Annotated in this window: 23 protein-coding genes and 1 pseudogene; 19 read left to right on the top strand and 5 right to left on the bottom strand. The window is 61.4% G+C overall.

Annotated elements, in window-relative coordinates; translation table 11 throughout:
* Positions 1-15: 15 nt before the first annotated feature.
* On the bottom strand, positions 16-570 hold the full coding sequence (locus tag VOI18_RS01560) for a methyltransferase family protein (RefSeq protein WP_121212537.1): 555 nt from the start codon (positions 568-570) through the stop codon (positions 16-18).
* Positions 570-1,205, bottom strand: coding sequence for a cation transporter (locus VOI18_RS01555; protein ID WP_297736237.1), 636 nt, complete (start codon positions 1,203-1,205; stop codon positions 570-572). Before VOI18_RS01555 ends, VOI18_RS01560 begins: the two co-directional genes overlap by 1 nt.
* 64 nt (positions 1,206-1,269) lie before the next feature.
* On the opposite strand from VOI18_RS01555, the gene VOI18_RS01550 reads away from it, so the two are divergent.
* On the top strand, positions 1,270-1,716 hold the full coding sequence (locus VOI18_RS01550) for a MerR family transcriptional regulator (protein WP_297736234.1): 447 nt from the start codon (positions 1,270-1,272) through the stop codon (positions 1,714-1,716).
* A 4-nt stretch (positions 1,717-1,720) separates the two neighbouring features.
* Here VOI18_RS01550 and lspA read toward each other — a convergent pair whose 3' ends face one another.
* Positions 1,721-2,254, bottom strand: coding sequence for a signal peptidase II (gene lspA / locus VOI18_RS01545; RefSeq protein WP_121211454.1), 534 nt, complete (start codon positions 2,252-2,254; stop codon positions 1,721-1,723).
* Positions 2,255-2,603: 349 nt separating this feature from the next.
* Positions 2,604-2,747: a hypothetical protein gene (locus VOI18_RS01540; RefSeq protein ID WP_297736229.1), complete on the bottom strand. Its 144-nt coding sequence runs from the start codon at positions 2,745-2,747 to the stop codon at positions 2,604-2,606.
* A gap of 231 nt (positions 2,748-2,978) precedes the next feature.
* Between VOI18_RS01540 and VOI18_RS01535 the strand changes: the two genes are divergently transcribed.
* The 18 genes and pseudogenes from VOI18_RS01535 to VOI18_RS01450 all read left to right on the top strand — a co-directional run bounded on the left by VOI18_RS01535 (position 2,979) and on the right by VOI18_RS01450 (position 25,241).
* Complete coding sequence (locus VOI18_RS01535; RefSeq protein ID WP_170150439.1) at positions 2,979-4,235, top strand: TolC family protein; 1,257 nt, start codon at positions 2,979-2,981, stop codon at positions 4,233-4,235.
* On the top strand, positions 4,232-5,464 hold the full coding sequence (locus tag VOI18_RS01530; protein WP_323760651.1) for an efflux RND transporter periplasmic adaptor subunit: 1,233 nt from the start codon (positions 4,232-4,234) through the stop codon (positions 5,462-5,464). Before VOI18_RS01535 ends, VOI18_RS01530 begins: the two co-directional genes overlap by 4 nt.
* A complete protein-coding gene (locus tag VOI18_RS01525; protein ID WP_323760650.1) occupies positions 5,448-8,585 on the top strand; it encodes a CusA/CzcA family heavy metal efflux RND transporter in 3,138 nt (1,045 codons plus the stop codon). The genes VOI18_RS01530 and VOI18_RS01525 overlap by 17 nt, the downstream gene beginning before the upstream one ends.
* 354 nt (positions 8,586-8,939) lie before the next feature.
* A complete protein-coding gene (locus VOI18_RS01520; RefSeq protein WP_323760649.1) occupies positions 8,940-9,293 on the top strand; it encodes a hypothetical protein in 354 nt (117 codons plus the stop codon).
* Between the two features lie 57 nt (positions 9,294-9,350).
* A pseudogene (locus VOI18_RS01515) lies at positions 9,351-9,716 on the top strand (DUF3703 domain-containing protein); the annotation flags it as partial.
* A 190-nt stretch (positions 9,717-9,906) separates the two neighbouring features.
* Positions 9,907-11,238, top strand: coding sequence for an APC family permease (locus VOI18_RS01510; RefSeq protein ID WP_323760648.1), 1,332 nt, complete (start codon positions 9,907-9,909; stop codon positions 11,236-11,238).
* Between the two features lie 540 nt (positions 11,239-11,778).
* The gene (locus VOI18_RS01505; RefSeq protein WP_323760647.1) at positions 11,779-13,029 is read left to right on the top strand and encodes a TolC family protein; all 1,251 of its coding nucleotides are present in this window, start codon (positions 11,779-11,781) and stop codon (positions 13,027-13,029) included.
* Complete coding sequence (locus VOI18_RS01500) at positions 13,026-14,744, top strand: efflux RND transporter periplasmic adaptor subunit (RefSeq protein ID WP_323760646.1); 1,719 nt, start codon at positions 13,026-13,028, stop codon at positions 14,742-14,744. The genes VOI18_RS01505 and VOI18_RS01500 overlap by 4 nt, the downstream gene beginning before the upstream one ends.
* Positions 14,741-17,899 (top strand): CusA/CzcA family heavy metal efflux RND transporter, encoded by a 3,159-nt coding sequence (locus VOI18_RS01495; protein ID WP_323760645.1) that lies wholly within the window; start codon positions 14,741-14,743, stop codon positions 17,897-17,899. Before VOI18_RS01500 ends, VOI18_RS01495 begins: the two co-directional genes overlap by 4 nt.
* Positions 17,896-18,282, top strand: coding sequence for a Cu(I)-responsive transcriptional regulator (cueR, locus tag VOI18_RS01490; RefSeq protein ID WP_075189177.1), 387 nt, complete (start codon positions 17,896-17,898; stop codon positions 18,280-18,282). The genes VOI18_RS01495 and cueR overlap by 4 nt, the downstream gene beginning before the upstream one ends.
* A 114-nt stretch (positions 18,283-18,396) precedes the next feature.
* Positions 18,397-20,715, top strand: coding sequence for a heavy metal translocating P-type ATPase (locus VOI18_RS01485; RefSeq protein WP_323760644.1), 2,319 nt, complete (start codon positions 18,397-18,399; stop codon positions 20,713-20,715).
* 207 nt (positions 20,716-20,922) lie between these two features.
* Positions 20,923-21,525, top strand: coding sequence for a DUF2231 domain-containing protein (locus VOI18_RS01480; RefSeq protein ID WP_143742905.1), 603 nt, complete (start codon positions 20,923-20,925; stop codon positions 21,523-21,525).
* 32 nt (positions 21,526-21,557) lie between these two features.
* Entirely contained in the window at positions 21,558-22,001 is a 444-nt protein-coding gene (locus VOI18_RS01475) for a nuclear transport factor 2 family protein (protein WP_158025552.1), read from the top strand.
* A gap of 12 nt (positions 22,002-22,013) precedes the next feature.
* Complete coding sequence (locus VOI18_RS01470; protein WP_075189173.1) at positions 22,014-22,319, top strand: hypothetical protein; 306 nt, start codon at positions 22,014-22,016, stop codon at positions 22,317-22,319.
* Positions 22,316-22,750 carry a periplasmic heavy metal sensor gene (locus tag VOI18_RS01465; RefSeq protein WP_075189172.1) on the top strand — a complete coding sequence of 145 codons (435 nt, stop codon included), beginning with the start codon at positions 22,316-22,318 and terminating at the stop codon, positions 22,748-22,750. Before VOI18_RS01470 ends, VOI18_RS01465 begins: the two co-directional genes overlap by 4 nt.
* Before the next feature lie 61 nt (positions 22,751-22,811).
* A complete protein-coding gene (locus tag VOI18_RS01460; protein ID WP_158025551.1) occupies positions 22,812-23,306 on the top strand; it encodes an RNA polymerase sigma factor in 495 nt (164 codons plus the stop codon).
* A gap of 57 nt (positions 23,307-23,363) precedes the next feature.
* Complete coding sequence (locus VOI18_RS01455) at positions 23,364-24,086, top strand: PepSY domain-containing protein (RefSeq protein ID WP_075189171.1); 723 nt, start codon at positions 23,364-23,366, stop codon at positions 24,084-24,086.
* A 78-nt stretch (positions 24,087-24,164) separates the two neighbouring features.
* Positions 24,165-25,241, top strand: coding sequence for an acyltransferase (locus tag VOI18_RS01450; RefSeq protein WP_323760643.1), 1,077 nt, complete (start codon positions 24,165-24,167; stop codon positions 25,239-25,241).
* Positions 25,242-25,252: 11 nt separating this feature from the next.
* On the opposite strand, the gene VOI18_RS01445 is transcribed toward VOI18_RS01450, so the two are convergent.
* Positions 25,253-25,579, bottom strand: coding sequence for a copper-binding protein (locus VOI18_RS01445; protein WP_121211487.1), 327 nt, complete (start codon positions 25,577-25,579; stop codon positions 25,253-25,255).
* Between the last annotated feature and the right edge of the window lie 267 nt (positions 25,580-25,846).

Genomic DNA, 25,846 nt, shown 5'->3' with positions numbered 1-25,846 from the left:
AGGATCTACGCTCCGCTACCAATACCGACCGACCTTGCGCGCATACTGATCAAACGTATCTCCGAAGGTTCTGCGAATGTGCGGCTCCTCTACCCAAGTGATGAACACGTGGATGATCGCGATGAAGGCCAATGCGGAAAACAGGGCGAGTCCGGATCCGGCCGCGATGGCAGCACCGAGAAACATGCCGCTGTAGCCGACATACTGGGGATTGCGTGTGCGCTTATAGATACCGTGTTGGATCAACTCATCTTCGAGCAAGCCGTAAACCCGCTTCTGTGAACCATAGGCGTAGCGGCCAAGGAAAATGACGTAAGCGCCACCAAGGAAGAGCCCTCCCCCGATCGCCAGCGAGATCATGTTCGACGCGAACAAACTGCCACGATCGAGCCAGGCGAGAGCGATCGTGGCGAGGAAGTGCCCGTGCATGATGAGGCCCGAGAAGGCAGCGGTCAGCGGCGACCATTTACCTTGCTGTCGAAACTCAGACCGCGCTCGAAACATGAATGGGATCGAGAGAGCGGCCGTTATGAGAACATAAGCGACGACACCGGTGAGCAAAGGGGACATTACGCTTCTCCTGTGTTGGCGACTGCTGCGTGGTCGCGAAGCTCTGAGAGAGCCTGCGAGCAGATGGACCAAGCCGAGCGGGTGAATATGCCGGCGAGCACAAACGCGAGAATGAGATCCGGCCAGGCTGACCCTGTCAGGGCAACGAGGCCACCGGCGATCATGACGCCGACATTGCCGATAGCGTCATTACGAGAGCAAAGCCAAACCGAACGGACGTTTGCGTCACCGTCTCTCCATTTGAGAAGGATCAGCACGCTGATAGCGTTGGCGAGTAGTGCCGCGAACCCGACAATGCCCATGGTCTCTGCGACTGGCGGCTCGCCAGAGAATGCGCGGAGCAGTGTCATGCTCAGCACGGCAATCGCGATCGCGAACAAAAGGCCACCTTTGAAGAGAGCGGCTTTGGCTCGAACCGCGAGAGCGGAGCCAATGACCAGAAGGCTGATTGTGTAGGTCATCGTATCGCCTGCGAAATCCAGGGCATCGGCTTTCAGCGATTGCGAACCTGAAGCGAAGCCTGCCGAGATTTCGACGACGAACATCACAAGATTGATAAAAATGACGGCCCACAGGGCGCGTCTGTACGCGACCGATGATCCATCGAATTTTTGGTCGCTTGGGCAACAACTCATTTTCTTGACTCCTACGTTTAAGATGGAGTCTAATTTCTACAGCGACTGTAGAAGCAAGAGAAAAATGCAAAAAGAATTCACCATCGGCCAAGCGGCAGAAACGTCAGGCGTCAAAGTGACGACGATCCGGTATTACGAGAGCGTCGGCCTAATGCCAGAACCGAGGCGGGTTGAAAGCGGACGGCGCGTCTACGGGCAAGCCTCGGTGGACTTGCTCGGCTTTATCCGACATGCGCGTGATCTAGGTTTTACCGTCGAAGCCATTCGAGACCTGATCGATCTTCAGGAGAACCCTGGCACAGATTGTGCCAAGGCGGACGAACTTGCGCGGCATCATCTAGTTGAAACGCAAAAACGCATCGAGCAGCTTCGTGTGCTCGAAAGCGAACTTATGCGCATGATCGACGGCTGCGCCGGTGGCAAAGTCGGCTCTTGTGAAATCGTCACAAGCCTCTTCGATCACTCCAAATGCCTGTCGGATCACAAATCAAAGGCTCTCAAAGAGCAATAGTTGACTATTGCTCGCCGTCTTCCAAATTCTGAGACCCATTCCTCCATGCGATCAGTAACAGAACTACGCCAATGAAGATAAGAATGTCGGCCAAATTGAATGTGGGCCAGCGGAGCGCCTGCCATCCAAAATCCAAATAATCTGTTACGGCTCCATCGCCAAGCCTATCGATCGCATTTGCCAACCCGCCCGCCGCAAACAGAATGCCGGCGAAGTTGATGAGTTTGGAGCTTTGCCGTGCGGCCCAGCTCAATGCAAAAACAACCAAGACGATGGCGAAACTTGAAAGCAGATAGGGCGCAATCCAATGCGAACTATCCAGGATTCCGAAGCTAACCCCCCGATTGCGGCCTAAGGTAAAGTTGAACCCAGGGAAGATCGGGATCGACGCGCCAACCTCGGTGAGAATTTGTTCAACTTTGAATTTCACAAGAAGATCGGACGCGATCAGAATTGGCAACATTACCAGTTGGTCGCCGCGAATTTGGCTTAGGCTGGACGCGGTGCGATCAAGAAATTTCGACTTAAAAATTGACATGAAGACAGCAATCTTGGCGGGTTACACGGCGGTGGAAGTGTCATGCCGAATAGCCCGACATTTCCACATTTGTCTTCAGCCAGCTAGTCACGCCATCAGGTCGAGAGACTAGATCGGCGCCCATCGGTCGTTTGCATCACTACCGAAAATGGCAGTCGATCATCTGATCTGAGCCCTTCGGCTCGTTTGACAAGGCACAGACGATTAGGTTGAACCTCCAGCCGCTAGATGGATTAGACTGTTCCAATTGCTTGAGAGTTGATCGACACGGCGCTTCTCTGTAGGAACTGTCGAACCGGAGGTGTTGGTGCTAAACTTGCTGCGCACATTGTTGGCTCTCCTGACTGTCCTATCCTTCTCGGGAGAGGTGGTGGAAGCCGCTGTGCCAGGGTACGACCACCATCAGGGCCATGAGGACCGCGCCGAGGACGATTCCGGTGAGAGCAATCACCGTCATGCGCAGCACCCCGTCCATGCCTGTGGGGTTTGCCATCATGCGATGCCGGCCAAAACGGGCGCGCCGCACCTGAGTGCGCCGGCCGGTCGGGTCTCCTATCGCCTTTCCCACGAATCCGGTACGGGCCGAGCGCAGGCGCCGCCATACCAGCCGCCGATTGCCTGACGAGAGCGTTCGAACCCTTCGTTCTCTTCAGACAACTGGAAAAACTGAATGTATTCAGACAAATCTCCCCGGCCGAATTGGCCGGGTCGAGGGGTTGCAGGCATGGCTTGCAGCGCTCTCATCGCGTCCGCGGTGCTGGCACAGCCGGTCTCGCAGAATGGTCCGCTTGAACTCTCCTCGGCCCTGCAACGCGCCGTACATTCCAACCCGCATATCGCTTCGTTGCGCGCTGAGGTGACCGCCCGACACGGCGACGCCCTTCAAGCTGGGCTGTGGGACAATCCCTCCTTCGAGGCAGAACTCGAAGGCTTTGGCGGTGATCGCGGCGGTATAGGAGATGGCGACCTCACCGTCGCCGTGCGCCAGACCATCCCGCTGGGCGGCGACCGTCGCCGCGCCCGTGAGGCGGCCGAGGCCTGGGCCGGTGTCGAGACAGCAAGGCTGAACGCCGAGATTGCCGGCCTTCTGGGCGAAGCGGCCACGGCATTCGTAGACGCCCGTGCCGCCCAGGAAACCGCCCGCGTCAGGGCGGAGCTCCAGGATCTCGCGGAAGCTGCCGCTTCGGCCATACGCCAGCGCGTCGAGGCGGGGCGGTCCTCGCCGATCAATCTCGACCGGGCCGATATTCTGGCCGCCACGGCCGGCATCGAGGCGGCATCGGCGTTGACCGAGGCGCGGCGTGCAGGTCTTGCGCTGGCCGCGATGTGGGGCGGCGCGGCGGCGGGCGAGGTCGCGCCCCCGTCCGTGCTTGTGAACAACCCGGAACTGTCGGCACTGACGCCGGAGGCGATGATGCGGCGCAATCCGGATCTGGCGGTGGCCCAGCAGACATCCCGGGCACGAAGCGAAGAGATTGCCAGGGAACGGGCCGAAGCCATCCCGGATATCACGGTCGGTGCCGGGATTAGGCGCTATGGCAGCGATAGCGAGACGGCGTATCTCGCCATGGTCGAAATGCCGATCCCGGTGATCGACCGGAATCAGGGCGCGATCGCCGCAGCCGCGGCGCGCGAGACCGGGGCCCGACTGGACGAGGAGGCTCTGCGGCGGCAATTGCTGGCGCGACATGCAGCCGCCTACCGTCGGTGGAGCGACGCGCAGCAGCGTTATGCAGCATTGAGCGGACACGTGCTGCCTGCCGCTGAGAACGCCTTCTCCCGTACCAGTCTCGCCTATCGCGAGGGCGCGCTGCAGCTTCTCGATCTGCTGGACGTCCAGCGCACTTACTTCGACACACGCATCCAGGCGATTGAGGCCCGGGCAGAACTCGCTCGCTCGGCCATCGAACTTGACGTGCTCTTCGGAGCACCTCGCCTGAAACAGCTCGCCGGCGTTGCCGGCGCGGAGGCAAACCCATGACAATGACCAGAACACTGCTCGCCGGCACGGCGGCATTTTCCCTCCTGGCTGCTTGTTCGGGCCCGCCCGCTCAAGTGTCCGCGCACGAGGCTCCAGTAGGCGCAGATGCCCATGACAACGCGACTGACACCGGGCATGCAGAGGACAATCACGCCGATGAAGTCGGAATCATAGAGCTGTCCGACGACGATATCGCCGCGCTCGGCATTACGGTTGACGCGGTCGATTCTGGCCCCGTGGATGGCGAGGTGGAATTGCCCGCCGAGGTCAGGTTTGACCAAACGCGTCTGGCCCATGTCTCGCCGCGGGTATCCGGTATCGTTCATGCCGTCCATGTCACCGAGGGTGACGCGGTCGAAACCGGCCAGCTCCTCGCCGTGCTCGACAGTCGCGCCCTGGCGGACGCCAAGGCCGGATACCTGTCCGCCCTGGCCCGCCTCGACCTCAACCAATCGCGGTTCGAGCGCGAGAGGCGGCTGTGGGAGCAGCAGATTTCGGCGGAACAGGATTTCCTCGACGCCCGCCAGGCGTTGGAGGAATCGCGCATCGAGGTGCGCAGCGCCCGCCAGCAATTGGAGGCGCTGGGCGTTGACGAGGCGGCGCGCGCCACCCTTGCCTCGGGAACCGATCAGCCCCTGACACGCTACGCGCTCGCGGCACCGATCTCCGGAATCGTCATCGAGCGCCACGCCGTGCTGGGCGAGGTGATCGAGGAAGGCGCGCAGCCGCCGGCCTTTATCATTGCCGATACGTCCACGGTCTGGGTCGATGCGGCCATCTACGGTGCCGATCTCGACCAGCTGCGGGCCGGAAGTCCCGTCCGGATCGATCCGGGCGACGGCGGCCCCGAAATCGTCAGCGAGATCGCCTTCGTCAGCCCCCAGCTCGGCGAAAGCACTCGCACGGGCCGGGCACGGATCGTGCTCGACAATGCCGGCGAGCGCTTGCGTCCGGGCATGTTCGTCACGGTTCACGCCGAGGCGCTCGCCGCCCGAGCCAGCACCCGTGTGCCGGCCAGTGCGCTGCAGACGATCGACGGCGCCGATGCGGTCTTCGTACGTACCGATCACGGTTTCGAAGTTCGTCCGGTCCGCATCGGACGGCGCTCTGACCGCTTTGCGGAAATCCTCGCAGGGGTCGAGCCGGGCGAACGTATCGCAACCGCCGGCGCCTTCGCTCTGAAATCGGAACTGCAAAAAGGGGAGTTCGAAGATGGACACGCCCACTGACAACACCTCCCCGGAATACCAAGGGGCGGCCACGCGGCTCCTGCATCGCCTCGCCGGCGGACGCCTCCTGGCGGTGCTCGGCTTCATCGCGGTCATCGTAGCGGGCGGCGTCACCTTCCGGACCATGCCGGTTGACGCTTTCCCCGACGTCACGCCCGCCCTGGTGCAGGTCTTCACCGAAACCGAAGGCCTCGCCCCCGAAGAGGTGGAGCGCTACGTCACCTTCCCGGTCGAGACGGCCATGAACGGGCTGCCGCGGCTGACGGAGGTCCGCTCCACCTCGAATTTTGGCCTGTCGGTGGTGAATATCTATTTCGAGGACGGGACCGATATTTACTGGGCCCGCCAGCTTGTCGGCGAACGTCTCCGGCTGGCACGCGAGGACATACCGAACGGCTTCGGCGAGCCGGCCATGGGGCCGATCACCACCGGGCTCGGACAGATCCTCTTCTATTTCCTCGACAGCACCGATGGCGCCCTGAACGGTGTCGAACTGCGCACCATCCAAGACTGGCTGGTGAAGTTCGACCTGCAAACCGTACGCGGCGTGACGGAGGTTCTCTCGCTGGGCGGGTTCGAACGGCAATACCAGATCGAGGTGCGGCCGGACGCGCTCCTGCGCTACGACCTCACCGTTGCGGACGTGGTGGCGGCCGTCGGGGCCAATAATGCCAATGCCGGGGCGCAGTTCCTGGTCGAGAATTCCGAACAATATACGGTACGGGCGGTCGGCCTGGCCGAAGGCGAGCACGATTTGGGCGATATCGTCGTCAAGGTCGTCGATGGCGTGCCGGTGCGCGTTCGGGATATCGCCGGGATCGGGATCGGCGGCGCACCCCGCCAAGGCCTGGCTACGATGAACGGCCAGGGCGAGATTGTCGCCGGGCTGGTGCTCAAGCTGATCGGGGCCAATACCAATGAAGTGATCGGCCGCGTTCACGACCGGCTGGACCGCATCAACGAAACCCTGCCCGAAGGTGTCGAGGCCGTGCCCTATTACGACCAGTCCGAACTGGTCGGTGCCGCCGTCTCGACCATGACGACGGCACTCTGGCAGGGGGCCCTGCTGGTTGCCGTCATCCTGTTCGCCTTCCTGCGCGGCTGGCGGCCGAGCCTGATTGTGGTGGCGTCCATCCCCTTCTCGGTCGGCTTTGCCCTGATCGCGATGCGTCTCTTCAACGTTTCGGCGAATCTGATGTCGCTGGGCGGGATCGCGATCGCTATCGGCATGATGGTCGACGGGGCGGTGGTCATGGTGGAGAACGCTAATCGCCGCCTGCGTGAGGCCGAAGCTGAGGCAAACCGGCGCAATGTGGTGGCACAAGCCTGCGCCGAGGTGCTGCAGCCGCTGGTTTTTGCCATCCTCATCGTCGTGGTCGTCTTCCTGCCGATTCTCACGCTCGATGGCGTCGAGGGGAAAACGTTCCGGCCGCTTGCATTTGCCGTTGTCTTTGCCATGGCGGGTTCGCTGGTCTTCGCCGTCCTTCTGGCGCCGGCCGCGGCCTTTCTCGGTCTGCGGCCAAGGTCGGCCCGTGCGCAAGGCGGCGGACTCTATGCCCGCTGGTTTGGTCCGGCGGTCGGCTTCTTCGTGGCGCGGCGCTGGGCGGCCGTCCTGCTCGCCGGCGTCATGCTGGCGGCGGGCGCGCTGATCTTTCCGCGCCTCGGCTCGGAATTCACCCCGCGCATGAACGAGGGCGACCTGCTTATCCGCTTGACGATGGCCCCTTCTATCAGCCTGCCGGAGGCCCGCAATACGGTCACCCGGTTCGAGCAGACCCTGCTCGACGATTTTCCGGAGGTCGAGCGCGTGGTGACACGGGTCGGCCGCGGCGAAGTCGGCGCTCATGCCGATCCGGTCAACAGCGGCGAAGCCTTCGTTGCCTTGAGGCCGAGATCGGAATGGACGACGGCGCGCACGCAGGCGGACCTCCTGGCTCGCATGAGCGAGCGCTTCGAGGACTTCCCCGGAGCACGGTTCAACATCACCCAGCCGATCGCGGCCGCGACGGACGAACTGCTCACCGGCACCAAGGCGGACCTCGCGATCAAACTGTTCGGCGAGGACATGGCGGTGCTGGAACGGGAAGCGGCGGAGATCGCCCGCGTGATCCGCGGCATCGACGGGTCGGCGGACGTCCAGACCGACCAGGTGACCGGAGCGCCGCAATTGCGCATCACGGTCGATCGCGACGCGATGAGCCGCTTCGGGCTCAACGTCGAGGACGTTCTGTCGGTCGTGCGCAGTGCAGTCGGTGGTGAAACCGCCGGGCAGGTCTTCGAGGGCATTCGGCGGTTCGATATCGTCGTGCGCTATCCCGAGGCCGATCGCGCCAATGCGGAGCGCATCGGCCGTATCGTCCTGAACGGGCCGGGCGGCGAACTGATCCCGCTGAGCCAGGTGGCGAACGTGGAACGGATCGAGGGGCCGCGCCAGGTGACCCGCGAGAACGGGCGGCGCTTCATCACCATCCAGACCAATGTCCGCGGCCGCGACATCGGCTCCTTCGTGACCGAAGGGCAGCAAGCCGTTGCCGCTGGAGTTGACCTGCCATCCGGCTACTACGTCGAATGGGGCGGTCAGTTCGAACTGCAGCAGCAGGCCAATGCCCGCTTCGCCGTGGTCATCCCGGTCACGCTGGGCATCGTGATGCTACTGCTCCTGTTCAGCTTCGGCCGCCTGAAAAGCGCCCTGCTGATCGTGGCCAACATCCCGCTCGCCCTGGTCGGCGGCATCGCAGCGCTCTGGCTGACCGGCCAGAACCTGTCTGTGCCGGCCTCGGTCGGCTTCATTGCCCTGTTCGGCATCGCCCTGGGCAATGGCATGGTGCTGGTCTCCTTCCTCGACCGCTTTGCGCGGACGCGGCGGGATGTCGACGCCTTCAGCGTCGAGGCCGCCGTGATGCGGGCCCAACCGGTGCTGATGACTGCCACGACGACCGGGCTCGGCCTGATGCCGCTCCTGTTTGCCAGCGGGATCGGTTCGGAGGTGCAGCGTCCCCTGGCGGCGGTGGTCATCGGCGGACTGGTGACGTCGACCGTCCTGACGCTGCTGGTCCTGCCGGCCGTCTACAAATGGTTTGCGCCGCGGCCGGTGCTGCCGGAACAGGAGGAGCAGACCTAGCTTGGACTCGCGTTCGGGCCCTCGGATCGCCGCCCCGGTCCGGGGGCTCACTACCAGTTCCAATCCCACCCCGCGCCGACGCCGGTGTTGGCCCTGTAGTCGCTAGAGGAATTAGGTTGTTCCAGATTTCGCCAAGGAGTAGCCCGATGCCACCGAACCATGACGAGCTTGGAGCCGAAATGCAGTCCGGCGAGAGTCGGGCGTTTGCTGCCAATCGGGAAAAGGCCTGCTGACCGTGGCCCGAAGCCTGGGCAGCCTCTAGCCAGCTGTCCGCGTCCTGGTCGCCGATGCGTTTCACAGTTTTACCGAGAAGCTGCGCGGGGCGTCACAATCTGTCGGTCAAGGAGGACGACGATGTTCAACGAAACTCTGCGCGAGAGTGACGACGGCCAAGGCGGCACCTGCGAGAGACGGCGCTCGCAGGTCAATCTGCAATGTGTGCACGTATTGTTGCCCCGGCGGCTCAATTCTGCGAGCCGCCGCCGCAGCGTGCTGGTTGATGCCACTATATTCGACGGTAGCGATGAGTCCAAAGAGGTTACGAGCAACGTTGAGATTAAGCTTGAACGATGCATCTACCTCCCTCACCGTGCCCTCGTGGAACCTGTTGGTGAATGGAATGAGTTCAATTGTTCCGCTGTTGCTTCACAGGTGCCGAAATTCTCTGTCTCGGCATCATGCTCCCTGTTCGATTTGGCCGAAGTGTGATCATGAGCCGTAGTCTGACATCGGCCTGGGCCGAAGAAATGAACCGCGCGCGCTGCTTATGCTCTCCTTGAGGACGAGCTGGCGTTCTGCCATTTTGAGCGGGTCCACATTCTCGGCCAACGCTATTTTCTCAAACCCTTGTCCGCGCACTGGTGGATGCTGAAGCTCGGTATCCGCCGGTCCAACCGGCAGGAAAATCGCGGACAGGTTGTGCGGCTCGTGGCCGTGATACCGGGCTACGTCTTCGGATGGGTCCCCAAGGGCAACACCGGAGGGGCAGGCGTTCTCGCTATCAAGCCAATGGCGATCCCGAAAGACCTCGAGGCGTTGCTGCAGAACTACTCGGTAGCCCGTGGTGTCATCGGTAGGGGCCCTGTACTCGCCCTCCTCGCGGCTTCGGCTTTTATCGTCCTGAATCGTTGACGTGGACTGAACCGGAGAGCGCGGGATGGACAAGGCGACGGAAAACCAAACGATCACTTCCCGCAGCCCTGAGCTTTATCTGCCAGTACGCGCCGATATTTCCAGCCACATGGTGTTGGTTCATTGCCATCAGCTTGACCCACAGATGAGATCGTGCCCGCTTGGTTGAAGCTGTTGCCGCGAGGGTGTTATGACTGAGCACAAACACACGCATTACAACGCTGGCTCCATCTCGCTTCCCGGTGCTGTTGCGATGGGAACGGGCGTGATGATCGGCGCCGGCATTTTTGCGCTGACTGGTCAGGTGGCAGAGCTGGCTGGCCGCCTTTTCCCGCTGGCGTTCATCATCGGCGCTGTGATCACGGGATTCAGTGCCTATAGCTATATCAAAATGTCCAATGCGTGGCCGTCCTCTGGCGGCGTCGCCATGATCTTGGAGAAGTGCTACGGGTCGGGAGCGATTGCAGCCGGCGCGGCTCTCCTTATGGCGTTGAGCATGGTGATCGCGGAAAGCTTGGTGGCGCGGACTTTTGCGACTTACGTCCTGCGAGGTTTCGATGTGTCGGGAGGTCCGCTGGTGCCCGTCCTGGCGGTCAGCGTCATCGGATTTGCCTTTCTGATCAACATTTCGGGCAATCGGTCCATCGGACTGTTCTCGATGTTCATGGCCCTGCTCAAGATCGGCGGGATTGCCGCGTTTGGGATCGCGGCGCTCTGGTCCAGTGGAATCGGGTTTGCCGCTAGCGCAGCTGGTGATGAGGGCGCGAGCGGACTGCTCGGGTTCGTCGCGTCAGTAGCGCTAGCCATTCTCGCCTTCAAGGGGTTCACCACCATCACGAATAGCGGCGCGGAAATCACCGATCCGCATCGTAATGTCGGACGCGCCATCATGGCGTCGATCCTGGTGTGTGTCCTGCTCTACCTACTCGTGGCATTCGGTGTCGGGTCCAGCTTGCCACTGGATAGGATTGTGGCCGCACGGGATTTCGCGCTGGCAGAAGCCGCCGAGCCGGCGCTCGGGCGTTTCGGGTTTTATCTTACGGTATTGCTCGCGGCGGTGGCGACTGCTTCGGCCGTGCTCGCCAGTGTATTTGCCGTCTCTCGCATGCTGGCCATGTTGACCGATATGAAAATGATTCCACACAGGCATTTCGGAATGCCTGGGCCGATCCAGCGCCACACCTTGGTATACACGGTCGTTATCGCGTCCGTGCTGGCGGTGTTCTTTGATCTGGGCCGGATCGCGTCACTCGGCGCCTTCTTCTATCTGGTCATGGACATGGCCGTTCATTTCGGTGTGTGGAAATTCCGCCGTGGGGAAATTGGCGCGTCCGGTGTCATTCTACTGACCGCTCTGGGGCTGGATGCTGTGGTTCTGATGGCGTTTACCGGTCTCAAACTGCAGCAGGACCCGTTGATTGTTCTGATCGCTGTGATTTCGATCGCTGCCGTTTTCGCGTTCGAACGCATCTATCTGTCTCATTGGGTCCGGGCGGCAGCTGCCGAGCAGAGCGGAACGTGAGCCTCCCGGATCATAAAGGGGGCACGCCTGTGACATTCCGTGTGAGGGAAATACCAATACTCATCGTATAGGGTGTCATGATCGGCGCGCGAAGGAGGCACACGATTTTGGTTTGGCGACGGTTCAGCCTGATCCTGGTTTTGCTGGGCGCACTCGCGCTGGGCGGGACAGGCTATGCCTCCGACGTCGGCCCGGATGCCGCGGCCCCAAGCGACATGACCCAAATGTTGGACCATGATTGCTGCCCGCAAGGCAGCGGCATTGAAGATGTCGGCGCCGCAGAGCGTGGCCAGCCCTGTAATGGCATGGATGCGTGCTCCGGTAATCCGTGCGGCCTTGCTTGTTCCTTTTCGACCCTGATCCCAGATAGTGCGACGACGCGCCCGGCACCGGGCCATATCGAACGAACTACCCGCAGGGTCGTGCTCCGGCCGGTTTCCACCATTCTGGACCATCTGGATCGTCCTCCGCGCGCGTGACGAAGCCGAGCCTTGTTAATGGGCTCATTTCACCTTCGTTCTGCCCGCATCGGAGACATTCATGTCCATGCCCGCCATTGCCGCATTTGCGGCTGCGCTTCAGCTTTCAACTGCGATTGCGCAACCTGCTTCTGAACCCTCTCCGCTCAGCTTGGCGGAGGCCGTGTTGATCGCCGGCCAAACCGAAGACCCGGCCATTGGGAGTTTGAGATCGCGTGCCGTAGCGCTCGAGCGTGCCGGCGAGGCGGCCATGGCTCTGCCGGATCCGACGTTGCGGGTTGGCTTCGCCAACCTCCCCCTCAGCAATCTAGACCCCAACAGTGAAGCGATGACCCAGATGCAGGTCGGCGTGCGGCAGGTCATACCCAGCAACGCGAGCCGTCACCTGCAGCGAGAGCGGCAGCGGGCGCAGGCCCAGGGCGTTCTGGCCCTTGGCGGGTTGGAACAGCGATTGATCACACGATCAGTCCGTCTGGCCTGGCTGGAAACCTATTACTGGGAACAGGCAGGTGAATTGACGCGGGCCCGGCGCGAAGAGATCCGACAGCTCAGCGAGGTGGCTACGGCCCTGTTTGCCAGCGGGCGAGGCAATTCCCATGACGTCATCCGCGTGGACCTGGAAACCGCATTGCTGGATGCCAGGCAAATTGAGATCGATCGGCAAATTGGAACAGCCCGGGCGCAGTTGGCGCGTTATGTCGGCGCTGCCGCAGCAGGACGAGACATGCTGCCGCGATTACCTGTCCTGCCGGCATTGCCCGGGGGCGACGAGGCTTTGGATGCCTTGGCCAGACATCCGTCCGTGATGTCCCGAAACGCCCGGATCGAGGCAAGCGAGCGCGAGATCGATCTGGCACTGGAGGCCTACAATCCGGTCTGGAGTGTGGATGCCGGATATGGCGTGCGAGGCAGCCGGTCGGACGTCGCCAGCATCGGTGTGAGCGTGCAAATGCCCATTTTCAGTCAGCGGCGGCAGGATGAAAGCGTGGCTGGAGCCCGTCAGATGCGTTCCGCCGAAGAGCTGGGCCGTCGAGCGTTGCTGCTCGATCTGCGCCGACAACTGGATGAAGACTGGATACGCTTCCAGCGCCTCAACGAAACGGCCATGATTTATGAAACGGGTGTGCTGGAGCGCGCGCGTGAAACAACGGCAGCCGTCCTTGCAGCCTACGAAAACGAGCAGGCAGACTTTGCCGAACTCGTGCGCTCCGAGCTCGCCTTGCTGGATATCGAGCTGACCTTGATCCGGACCCGCGTTGATGCGTTGCAGGCGCATAGCCGGATCCTGTTCCTGACGGGAGACGTCCAATGACCCCGCGTACAATCCTTCTGGGTACCGGCACTTTGTTGGCCGGGATCGCTCTTGGCGCGCTCGGCATGAGCCTTGTGGGCGGAAGCGATACTGCCGCATCACCCGACGAGCGGGAAATTCTCTACTGGGTCGCTCCGATGGACCCGAATTTTCGCCAGGACGAGCCGGGCAGGTCGCCCATGGGTATGGACTTGATCCCGGTTTATGCCGGTAGTGAACCTACGGACGACTCCACCATTACCATCTCCTCGGCCGTCGAAAACAACATCGGAGTCCGGACGGCAGATGTGACACGGGGTCGGTTTGCGGAAGACCTGGCCACGGTTGGCTATGTGCGGCCCATTGATGACCTGGCCTCTGTGGTTGATGTGCGGGCGCAAGGCTGGATCGAGGACCTGCGCATCGCCGCTGTAGGCGATGTGGTGGAAGCGGGCGACCTGCTTTTCCGCATGTACTCGCCGGAAATTGTCACGGCTCAAAGTGAATTCCTGCAAGCCGTCAATGTGTCCCGTCCGGGCCTTGTGGCGGCGGCGGGCTCGCGTCTGCGAGCCCTTGGAGTCAATCAGGCCCAGATTGACTCAATCGCGCAACGCGGCACGCCACAAAGATTGGTTGACGTTTACGCGCCACGAACAGGCGTTGTGCTGGAGATGAATGTTCGCGAAGGCGCGCATGCTCATCCGAGCATGGTGGTGATGACGATTGCGGACCTGCGAGAGGTCTGGGTTGTCGCGGATTTGTTTGAAGATGAGGCTGCGGCGATCGAGCCAGGGCAAAGCGTCCACGTGCAGTCGCGCGCCCAGCCGGGCCGGACGTGGCACGGTCAGGTGGAGTATCTCTACCCGACTGTGGACCCGCGAAGTCGTTCCATTCCGGTGCGCATGCGCTTTGCAAACAGCGATGGTGCCTTGCGCCCCGAAGCCTATGTGAATGTTCGCATCGAGGCGTCGCCGCGCGACAATGTGCTGTCAGTTCCGTTCGAGGCGGTCATCCGTACCGGTCAATCGGAGCGGGTGGTTCTGGCACTGGGTGACGGGCGGTACCGGCTGGCGCAAGTGCGCACGGGGGCTGAGGTTGGTGGGCGCGTCGAAATCCTCTCTGGCCTGTCAGAAGATGAGCGCGTGGTCGTGTCCAGCCAGTTCCTGATCGATTCCGAAGCCAGTCTTCAGGGTGTCGCCTTGCGCATGGCGGGGGCTGACGCGCCCGCCGCACCCCCGGAGACTGTCCAAGGCACAGGGGTTGTCGACGGGGTGATGGCGTCGCACGGCATGATCGACCTGACACATGATCCGATCCCGGAACTCGGATGGCCGGTGATGAGCATGTCGTTCTTCGCGTTGGATGCCGTTTCGCTCGACGCCTTGTCGGAGGGTGATGAGGTGAGCTTCACCCTGCGTCAGAACGATGAAGGGCAGTGGCGTCTCGCCTCGATCGCTAGATCGGACGCGGCGCAGCCGGATCCCGTGGTCGAAGGGCAAGGCCGTGTCGTTACCCTTATGTTCGATATCAACATGATCGAGATCGATCATGAGCGCATCGAGGCGATCGATATGCCGGCCATGAGCATGGTCTACGAGTTGGGCGACGGTGTTACGCTTGATGGGGTCTCTGAAGGCGACCATGTCAGCTTTTCGATTGATGAAACGCGGCCAGGCCAATGGCAGCTTTCTGGCATCACGGTCGTGCGGCCGAGCGATGCTGGAGGCGAGGAATGATCGGCTCTATTATCCGCTGGTCGATAGGCAATCGGCTGATCGTCCTCATTCTGGCAACCTTGTTGGCAGGGAGTGGTGTGTATTCGCTCGTCCGCATGCCAATGGACGCCATTCCCGACTTGTCGGATGTTCAGGTCATCATCAAGACAACCTACCCCGGGCAGGCTCCGCAGGTTGTTGAGGATCAAGTCACCTATCCACTGACAACGGCCATGCTGGCGGTCCCGGGCGCCGTGACAGTTCGCGGCTATTCCTTTTTCAACGACAGCTATGTCTATGTCATTTTCGAGGATGGGACCGATCTCTACTGGGCTCGTTCTCGGGTTCTGGAATACCTGTCCCAGGTGGCTCCAACCCTGCCAGACGCGGCCCGTCCGGCTTTGGGACCAGATGCCACCGGCGTTGGCTGGATCTATCAATATGCCCTGGTCGACCGGACCGGGCAGCACGATCTGGCCGACCTCCGCTCACTGCAGGACTGGTTCCTCAAATACGAACTCCAGACAATCGAGGGTGTGTCCGAGGTGGCGACGATCGGCGGCATGGTGCGGCAGTACCAGGTTGTCGCCGATCCCGACCGGCTGCGCGCCCTGGGTATTCCGCTATCTGCGGTCCGAACCGCGATTGAGCGGGGCAACCAGGAAAGTGGCGGCCGGGTCATCGAGATGGCGGAAGCCGAGTACATGGTCCGGGCATCCGGCTATATCGAGGGTGTCGAGGACCTGGAAGCGATCCCGATTGCGGTGACTGAAACCGGCACACCTATCCTGATGGCGGACATTGCCGACATCACAATTGGACCGGAATTGCGGCGCGGCATCGGCGAGCTCAATGGCGAGGGCGAGGCGGTCGGCGGCGTTGTCGTCATGCGATATGGCGAGAATGCCCGCGCGACCATCCAGCGCGTCGAAGAGCGTCTGAGTGAACTCGGCGCGTCGCTGCCCGAGGGCGTGGAGATCGTCACCACCTACAACCGGGCGGGCCTGATTGAACGGGCAGTGTCCTCCCTGCGGGAAAAGTTGATCGAAGAATTCCTTGTCGTGGGGCTGATTTGTGCGCTTTTCCTTTTCCATTTCCGCTCGTCACTCGTGATCTTCCTGAGCTTGCCGCTGGGTATTCTCACCGCGATTATCGTGATGAATGCCCAAGGCATTAATGCCAATATCATGTCGTTGGGCGGCATAGCGATCGCCATCGGCGCCATGGTGGATGCCGCGATCGTCATGATCGAGAACATGCATAAGCATGCTGAGCGTGAACCGATCACGCGCGAAAACCGGTGGGAGATCGTCACCAAGGCCTCTGTCGAAGTGGGGCCGGCGCTCTTCTTTTCGCTCCTGATTGTGACCTTCAGCTTCGTTCCGATCTTCGCACTGGAAGCCCAGGAGGGGCGGCTCTTTCATCCGCTCGCCTTTACCAAGACCTACGCCATGGCGGCGGCTGCCGGCCTGGCCATTACCCTGGTGCCGGTTCTGATGGGTTATCTTGTGCGGGGCCGGATCACGCCGGAGCACAAGAATCCGGTCAATCGCCTTTTGATCGCGGGCTATCGGCCTTTCATCGGTCTTGCGATCCGCCGTCCTGTTGCCGTGCTGCTCGCGGCCGGCCTGGTGCTCGCCAGTGCCGCCGTGCCGTTGTCCCGCATGGGAAGCGAGTTCATGCCGGATCTCGATGAAGGTGACATCCTCTACATGCCGAGTGCTTTCCCCGGCGTGTCGGCGGGCAAAGTCACCGAATTGCTGCAGCAGACCAACCGCCTGATCATGACCGTGCCGGAGGTCCTGACAGTGCACGGAAAGGCGGGGCGAGCCGAGACCGCCACAGACCCGGCTCCGTTGACCATGATTGAGACCACCATCCAGCTGCGACCGCGCGAAGAGTGGAGGCCGGGCATCACAATTGACGACATTCGAGCCGAACTGGATGCCGCTGTGGATGTGCCCAGCCTCACCAATGCCTGGATCATGCCGATCCGCGGTCGAATCGACATGCTGGCGACAGGAATCAAGACGCCTGTCGGTATCAAGATTGCCGGCCCGGACCTGGATGTGATTGCCGAGATTGGCGAGGAGGTGGAAGCCATTATCCGGACACTGGACGGAACCGCATCGGTTTATGCCGAACGGGTTACCGGAGGCCGGTTCGTTGATATCGACGTCAATCGGCTGGAAGCCGCCCGGTTCGGGCTGAATGTCGCCGACGTCCATGATGTCGTTCGGACTGCGATCGGTGGCATGACTGTTGGCGAGAGTGTCGAGGGCCGGGAGCGTTATCCCATCAATCTTCGCTACCCGCGTGACTATCGTAATTCTGTGGACTCGATCCGGGATCTGCCGGTGGTCACGCCGACCGGTGCCGAGATTCCGCTGGGGCGGGTTGCTGATATCTCGATCGCCGATGGCCCTGGTGTGATCCGCAGCGAAAATGCCCGTACCAATGGCTGGGTTTATGTCGATATCAATGGGGTCGATATCGGGAGCTATGTTGAGGAAGCCCAGCAGGCTTTGGCCGAGTATATGGAATTGCCGCCGGGATATTCGATCAGTTGGTCCGGTCAGTTCGAATACATGGAGCGGGCACAGGCAAAGCTGGCGGTGGTCGTTCCGGTGACCCTGGTCATCATCTTGCTGCTGCTCTTCCTGAATTTCCGGAGGCTGACCCCGGTCCTGATGATCATGGGGACGCTGCCGCTGGCTTTGGTCGGCGGGGTCTGGCTGCTCGACATGCTCGGGTATAATCTCTCCGTCGCTGTCGGTGTGGGTTTCATTGCCCTGGCAGGCGTTGCTGTCGAGATCGGGGTGTTGATGATCGTCTATCTGGAGCAAGCGCTCACCCGCCATCAGTCTCTTGCAGATGAAGACGGCCGGCCGCTGAACAGATCGGATATTGACGAGGCGGTGATCGAGGGGGCCCTGTTGCGGGTGCGCCCGATCATGATGACTGTCATTGCTACGATTGCCGGCCTATTGCCGATCATGTTCGGTGATGGAACCGGGTCTGAAGTGATGCGACGGATCGCGGCACCCATGGTCGGCGGTATGACCAGCGCCACCATCCTGACCCTTCTGGTTATTCCAGCGGCGTTCCTGATCTGGAAACGTGTGGGGCTGGCCGGGCCGACACAATCCGCCGCAGTGGCAGGAGGCGTGCAGTGAATGTGAAAGACGTCTCCCGTGCGACCGGCCTGCCCTCGAAAACCTTGCGGTATTACGAGGAGGTGGGCCTGGTCGCGCCGGCGCGGGCGGACAATGGATACCGCGTCTACTCAGAAACAGATGTTCACAAGCTCGCTTTTGTCGGTCGGGCGCGAAGTCTGGGCTTTTCGCTCGACGACTGTCGCGCTCTGCTGTCGCTGTACGAAGACCGATCGAGGGCGAGTGCCGATGTGAAGGCTTTGGCGATGGATCATGTTGCACAGGTTGATCGGAAATTGGCCGAGATGACGATGATCAAGTCAGAGCTGCAACGTCTCGTTCTGGCGTGTCATGGCGATGACCGGCCAGACTGCCCGATCATGAACGGGCTGGCCGGCGATTAATCAGAAACGTGCCGCTTGACCTTCCAGCCACTGGAAGCCTCACAACCGGGAAATCCAAAGGAGGACTGCCCGATGAGTTGTCAGCATTGCACATCAGATAAGGCCGACGAACATATGCATCACCAGCCCGTCGCGACCGATCCGGTCTGCGGCATGGAGGTGCGGCTGGGTGCCGGCAAGCCCAGCTACGAGCATGCGGGAGACGCATACCATTTCTGCTCGCAGCGCTGTCATGATCGTTTCGCTGAGGATCCCGAGCATTTTTTAAGCGGAGCCCATCGTGACGCGTATGAAGGCATGCCGGCAGGTACGACATACACCTGTCCAATGGATCCCGAGATCATTCGCGACGAGCCGGGTGATTGCCCGATCTGCGGCATGGCGCTCGAGCCGATGGGGGTGCCAACCGGTCAAGAGGGACCCAATCCTGAGTTAATCGACTTCACACGTCGCTTCTGGTTCGGTGCCGCCCTGACCCTTCCGGTCCTGGTTCTGGCGATGGGGCCGATGCTTGGTCTCGGCTTCCTGCGCGAAGCCTTGGGTGAGACCCGCGCGGCTTGGGCTGAGCTGGTTCTGGCAACACCTGTCGTCCTGTGGTCGGGTTGGCCTTTTTTCGAGCGTGGCGTGAAGTCAGTCATTAACCGTCATCTCAACATGTTCACCCTGATCGCGATGGGAACCGGTGCGGCCTATCTTTTCAGTGTGGTGGCGGTGTTGGCGCCTGGACTATTTCCGGACGCCTTCCGCCACGCGAACGGTCATGTGGGCGTCTATTTTGAAGCGGCGGCGGTGATTATCGTTCTGGTGCTGCTCGGGCAGTTGATGGAGTTGCGGGCCCGGGAACAGACCGGTTCGGCGATCCGGGCCCTTCTGGATCTGGCGCCCAAGACGGCATTGCGGGTCAATGTGGATGGGGACGACGAGGAAGTGCCTCTCGAGCATATCCGTGAGGGCGACCACTTGCGTGTCCGTCCGGGCGAAAAAATTCCGGCCGATGGTGTTGTGGTCGACGGCCGGTCCTCGGTCGATGAATCGATGATTTCCGGTGAGCCCGTCCCGGTCGAGAAGGTCAAGGGCGAGGCGGTCACCGGGGCGACGGTCAACGGCAATGGGAGTCTTGTGATTGCGGCTCGCCGGGTCGGCAAAGACACGGTGTTGAGCCAGATCGTGGAAATGGTTGCCAATGCCCAGCGCAGCCGAGCGCCCATCCAAAAGTTCGCTGACTTGGCGTCGGGTCGTTTTGTGCCGGCCGTGATCGTCGTCGCGGCGATCGCGTTCATTTCCTGGTCGGTCTGGGGGCCTGAACCGGCTTCGGCCTATGGTCTTATCGCGGCCGTTTCCGTCTTGATCATTGCCTGTCCCTGCGCCCTGGGCTTGGCCACGCCGATGTCCGTGATGACCGCAACGGGGCGAGGCGCCCAGGCCGGAGTTCTGATCAAGAATGCTGAGGCATTGGAACGATTCGCCAAGGTCGATACCCTGATTGTCGACAAGACCGGTACGCTGACCATGGGGCGCCCCGAACTCGCGGCCGTGATCGCGTTCGCGGGTTATCTGGAGGATGACGTCCTGCAAATGGCCGCAAGCCTCGAGCGCGGGTCCGAGCATCCACTCGCGGAGGCCATAGTACAAGGCGCCAAGAGTCGCGGGACGACGATGGAAGTTGCCGACCAGTTCGAGGCCATCACGGGCAAGGGCGTGACAGGCCGGGTCTCCGGAAAGGCTATTGCTCTTGGCAATGCTGCGCTCATGGATGCCGCGGGCATTTCGGTCAGCGAGACCGCAACCGCCGACGCCAATGCTCGCCGGGACGAAGGTGAGACCGTGATGTTTGTTGCGATTGAAGGCCAACTGGCCGGCATGGTCTGCGTGGTTGATCCGATCAAACCGAGCGCGGCCCAGGCGCTTGAAGATCTTCAAAAGCTGGGATTCCGGCTGGTGATGGCAACCGGCGACAATGAGCGCACGGCCAGATCGGTTGCGGCCAGGCTCGGGCTGAACGATGTGCGGGCTGATGTACTGCCGCGCGACAAGGCCCGGATCGTGGAAGAGCTCCAGGCGGACGGGTGCAGGGTCGCCATGGCCGGCGATGGCGTCAATGACGCGCCCGCTCTTGCGCAGGCCGATGTTGGCATTGCCATGGGGACTGGCGCTGATGTGGCGATTGAGAGCGCCGGCCTGACCCTTGTGAAAGGCGATCTGACCGGCATTGTCAGGGCCCGCAAGCTTGCCCTCGCGACTATGCGCAATATCCGCGAGAACCTGTTTTTTGCCCTGGTCTACAATGCTGCTGGCGTCCCGGTGGCGGCTGGCATTCTCTACCCGGTCTTCGGCATCATGTTGTCACCGATGATAGCGGCTGCGGCGATGAGCCTGTCTTCCGTCTCGGTCATCACGAACTCCCTGCGCTTGAGGTCGGTCCGCTTGGGCTGAGGGAAAACTCGTGGACGTGCGTATCTCCATCAAACCAAGGTGGAGATACGCGTGTCCGGATTTCGAATAGGCATGATGGCGGTGTGTGCCATCGTTGCAGCGGTCAGCTTTTCCGCAGGGGGGTGGAGCCATCCGCCTGCGGAACACGATCCGCCCGCTGCCGGACAAGTTGAGCCAGCGACCACGTCACGAGATGCTGAGCCAAGCGTGCGACCCGCGTCCGAACCGGCTGCGATGCAGATGGATGGGTCTGGTCATGTGCATGATGGCGAAGAAGCTCTTCATATCGATGAGCTTGATCACGCTGACGTGTTGTCCACGACGGCGGCCGGGCACGCCCATTGGGGTGAACGGGGCGCTTCGACGCCTTTCGAGCGGGCCATGTCGCGACTCGGTGCTTTCCACTCGGTTGCCGTACATTTCCCGATTGGCCTGATCCTCGCCGCTGCCCTCGCACAGGCACTCACATTGGCTGGGCGTTTGCCCGCTGGAGCGGAAACGGTCCGCTTTCTCGTTTGGACAGGCGCGGCGGCAGGAGCGCTCGCTGCCCTGCTGGGTTGGGCTCATTCGGGGCCAATGGCAGCCGGCGAGACGGGGGTGATGTTAGCGCACCGGGTCATCGGCACCGGCCTTTTGGTCGGCTTGGCCGGGCTTGCACTGCTGGGGGAATGGGCGCGCAAGACTAGCAGTCAGACGCCGGCGCTTCTCTTCTCGCTGACGCTGTTCGCACTTGCCGCAGCCCTCATGCTCAACGGCTTTCTTGGCGGGGCGCTCGCCCATGGCGGCTTGCGCCACCTGTTCGGTGGCTGACACGAATTCGAGACCCGCAAAGGAGATTGATGATGCATCGTACTTTGGCTTTGACGATGGTTTTGGCTACGAGCCTTTCGACAGCCGCCCTCGCGAACGAGGTGGACGAGATCGAACAGGTTCTGGAAAACTATTCCGGTGCCCTGTCGGACGAGGATGTCGTGGCGGCCGAACGCTGGGTGATGGCGGACGGAGAAGACTTCACCATTTTCGAGGGAAGTGGCAGTGATATCGGCTGGGCCGTATATCGCGACCACCATCTCGTGCCCGAATTTGCCGCCGAGCACGTGACATTCCATGTGTACGACTGGTCAGGGTATTCTGTCCAAGTTGATCAGGAAATGGCATTTGCGACCTTCGACATCCGGATGGAGTATGAAGTCCGGGGCGAGGCCCGTGAACGGGATGCCCACGGCACCGCTATTCTGGTCCGCACCGGAGATGGGTGGAAGCTTGCCCATCTACACACATCCTGACGGAGGGCTTTGATGTCCGATGAACACATGAATGATGTCCTGGAGCGGATCGCTGCCGATCATACAAGTCTGGACCTCGAGCGCTTCCAGAAGAATGTTTGGGACGGTCTTGAAGCGCCGGCTCGTCGTGTGCCGGACATTTCGGGGCTGTCAACTGGCCTGGCGATCCGTGCCGCACCTGCCGTTCTGGCGCTACTGGTTGGTAGCGTCGTCGGGGTTGACCTGGCTCCGTCTGGCGAACCCGACTTGCTCGCTGTATTTGGCGCCCGTGCCGAATTGCCTTTGACAACCCTAATGGGCGAGGGGACTGAGCTGTGATCTGGCGCGCAGGCGTTACAGCGGCAATCTTGGGGCTTCTGGGCGGTCTGGCAGGCGTGTGGCTGGGCGCGCAGCTTGGCAATCGTCCCGATACCGTGACGGTCAGCCTTCACGCCGTGATTCACGACCAGCTCCATTTGACCCGCGATCAGGAAGCGGAAATCGAGGCCTTGGAAGCGGATTTTGCTCGCGAAAAATCTGCCTTCGACCAACGGCTGGCGGAAGCCCGGCACGCGATCGGCACGTCCTTGATGGAAAGTCGGGAAATGTCACCGGAAGTCGTCGAAGCTGCAGAGGCCCTTCATGATGTGATGGGCGAATTGCAGCTGTCCACGCTCAATCACATCCTCGCCATGCGCGCCGTGATGGACGTCGAGCAGCGCGAAATATTCGATGCGCGCCTGGCGGCGGCCCTTGATGCCGAACGCTGACGCCCCCGGTCTGACGCCCAGCGACGAACAATTGGCTGGCCGGGCGCGGGCGGGAGATCGAATGGCCTTCAATCGCCTGATGCAACGCCACGCGCCCCGGCTGGTGAATTTCCTCGAACGGCAGCTCGGCAGCCGGTCCGATGCAGACGATGTTGCGCAGAACACTTTTATCGCCATCCACCGAAACCTTCACCGCTTCGACGAGACCCGCGCCTTCGTAACCTGGATGTTTGTGATCGCCCGGAACAAGGCGAAGGACCATCATCGCCGCCGCGCGGTGCGCAACTGGATAGGCCTGGAAGAACCATCGGTGCCCGCGCCAGTCGATCCGACCACACCTGAACGGATCGTTGCTGACCGGGATGAGCTGGCGCGCGTGAATGCTGCCATCCGAGCCATGCCCGAGGGCTTGCGGACCCCGCTCCTGCTTTCGGTAATCGACGGGATGAGCCACGCTGAAATCGGATCGGTCATGGGCTTGTCTGAAAAGGCTGCGGAAGTGCGTGTCTACCGTGCGCGCAAGCGGCTGCGGGACAGTTTTCCGCCTGAGGGATAACCTGATGGGCTGCGTACGGGACGTTCGGATTGCTCGCAGACCGCCCCGGAGGCCCCCATGACCGTGCTGCTTCGCTGGACCCTTCGCATTCACAAATGGCTCGCCCTGGTGGTCGGGATTCAGATCGTACTGTGGATTGCCGGCGGCGTCGTGATGAGCGCCTTGCCGCTGGACCGGGTTCGCGGGGAACACAACATCGCGGACCTCCCGGCACCGGCGCTCGATGTGTCAGGGGTCCTGCCAGTGCAGGCCGCACTCTCTGACCTCGCGATCGGAGGGGCGCTTGAAGCTATCGATCTGCGCGTATGGCAGGGCCGTGTCGTTTACCGTGTCACCGAACTGAGCGGGGCGAGCGTACTCGTGGACGCCGAGACAGGGGAACGCCTCACACCGATTTCCCGTGAAATGGCGATTGAGATAGCCAGCGCCGATCATGCTGATCGACCGGAAATCGCTGCCGTTCGATTCTTCGATGAACCGAGTTGGGAATACCGTCGCTCCGGGTCGGCCTGGCGGATCGATTTCGCGGATGGCGAGGGCACGCGCATCTATGTGTCTCCGGAGACAGGGATGGTGACTGCGCGCAGGAATGATACCTGGCGCGTCTTCGACTTCTTCTGGATGCTCCACATCATGGACTATGAGGAGCGGGAAAACTTCAACAATCCCCTGCTGATCACAGCGTCGGTGTTTGCATTGGTTACGGTGCTCGCCGGCTTGCTTTTGCTCGTCTTGCGCTTGCAGCGCTTGGTCCGAATGGAATTGGCAAAGCGCCGATAAGCAGATCGTCGGCTTGAGGGATGCGCGCGTCCTCCGCGTATTCTGGCAAGGGCCGATGGAGGGACTGACATCGCAGGATTGATCACGATCGGGACGGCTTTCGCGGGTCGCGACAATCGGCTCACGCCGATCCGTCTGGTGTTGGCGGCTGCCGTGCTTGCTGAACATGCTATTATCGTTACGCAGGGGCCCATGCTGCCGCCCCCATTGGTCATCAATGGCTGGTCGCTCAGTTATGCGGCGGTAAATGCTTTTTTCGTCCTGAGCGGTTTTCTGATCGCCGACAGTCTCGAGCGTCGATCCAATCCATTCCAGTTCGCCGCGGCGCGCATGCTTCGGATCTGGCCAGCGTTGCTCGCTCTTTCGCTTCTGGCCGTCCTGGCCATTGGTCCAGTTGTAACAGACCTGAGCGCCGCATCTTATTTCGGCTCATTGCAGACGTTGAGCTTTCCCGTCCAAGTACTTGGCTTTCTTGATACGAGCCAGGGCCCCGCAGGCATCTTCTCGGACAATCCTTGGGCGGGCGAGTTCTCGGCGACTCTCTGGACCTTGCGCTATGAGGTGCTGGCCTATGCTGGTGCTGCGCTGATTTTCTTCTCTCCGCTGCCTTGGGGGCGGGGCGCTAAACTTTTCCTTTTTGTCGGAGTGACCGCCGCTTATTTGGTCGTCCGGTCCTTCTGGCCCGATGCGCCGGCCATGATCGAGAGCGGCCTGCGTCTGGCGTCGGCGTTCACTCTGGGCATGCTGGTTCATGTTTGGCGTGAAAAGATTCCGGTTCTTCCTTGGCCGACCCTAATTGTATTGCCGGTCTGGATTGCGTTGGGCAGTCATCCCTTGGCAGAGGTATTTCTCAACCTCACACTGGCGTCCATATTGTTTGCGGTCGCCTTTGCAGGGCTGGGGCGCTGGCCGACCGGCGCCCGCCTGCCCGACTGGTCCTATGGTATTTATATCTGGCATTATCCGGTCATGCAGGTGGTGCTGTACTGGTATCCAGCGGCGGACCCGCTGGAGGTCGCCATTTATTCAATTCCCGTTACGCTTTTGATTTCCGCCGCGTCCTGGTCCTGGATCGAGAAGCCCAGCTTGGCGGGCAAGGCTGGATTGGGCCGCTGGTTGGAGCTGGCTTTCAAGGGGATGCGGCCATCCCCCTGAGGCCGGCATGGTCAGTGGTGTGATAATTCGGCGTCAGCGATCTGGAACCCGTCCGCAGTATTCACGACGGTAATCATCAGGTGTGCACCTGGCCGGAAGAGATCGAAATCCACGGTCTCAGCTACAGAGAAGCGCATCGTCATGGCCGACATGCCCAGCTCGGTAAGAGCTTCATGACTGACGACAGCAGTGCGCCCATCAGCGTCGGCTGTCCGCACCTCCGCCGCGACCGTCGAGCTGGCCTCGGTATGCCCGTGATGGTTTCCATCGTGGCTAGGCTGATCATGGTGGTCGACTGTCGTGAAGATCAGGGCAGACGCGGCAATAAGTGTGATCATGGGGTCTCATTTCTGGGTTGATGAAGGGACTTCAGCATTACGCGCAAACTGGCGTCACCCCTCACGCAAGCAAGCCGCCAGCACGTTGGCCAGCGCCGACTTTACCCCGAGCGTAAGCCCAGCAAAACAAGATATCACCGGCCTATGAGGAAGCGCGCCGCATCACATGGGCAATTTGGCAGCTGCGGGTTTAAGGTGCATTTTGAAATAGTCCGCATCTAGTTGGTTTGGAATTTGCGGGATGCTCGAGTTCTTCCCGTAGCGCCG

Source organism: Maricaulis sp., from assembly GCF_034670125.1.
Classification (GTDB): Bacteria; Pseudomonadota; Alphaproteobacteria; order Caulobacterales; family Maricaulaceae; genus Maricaulis.
This window is presented reverse-complemented; position numbering and strand designations above follow the sequence as displayed.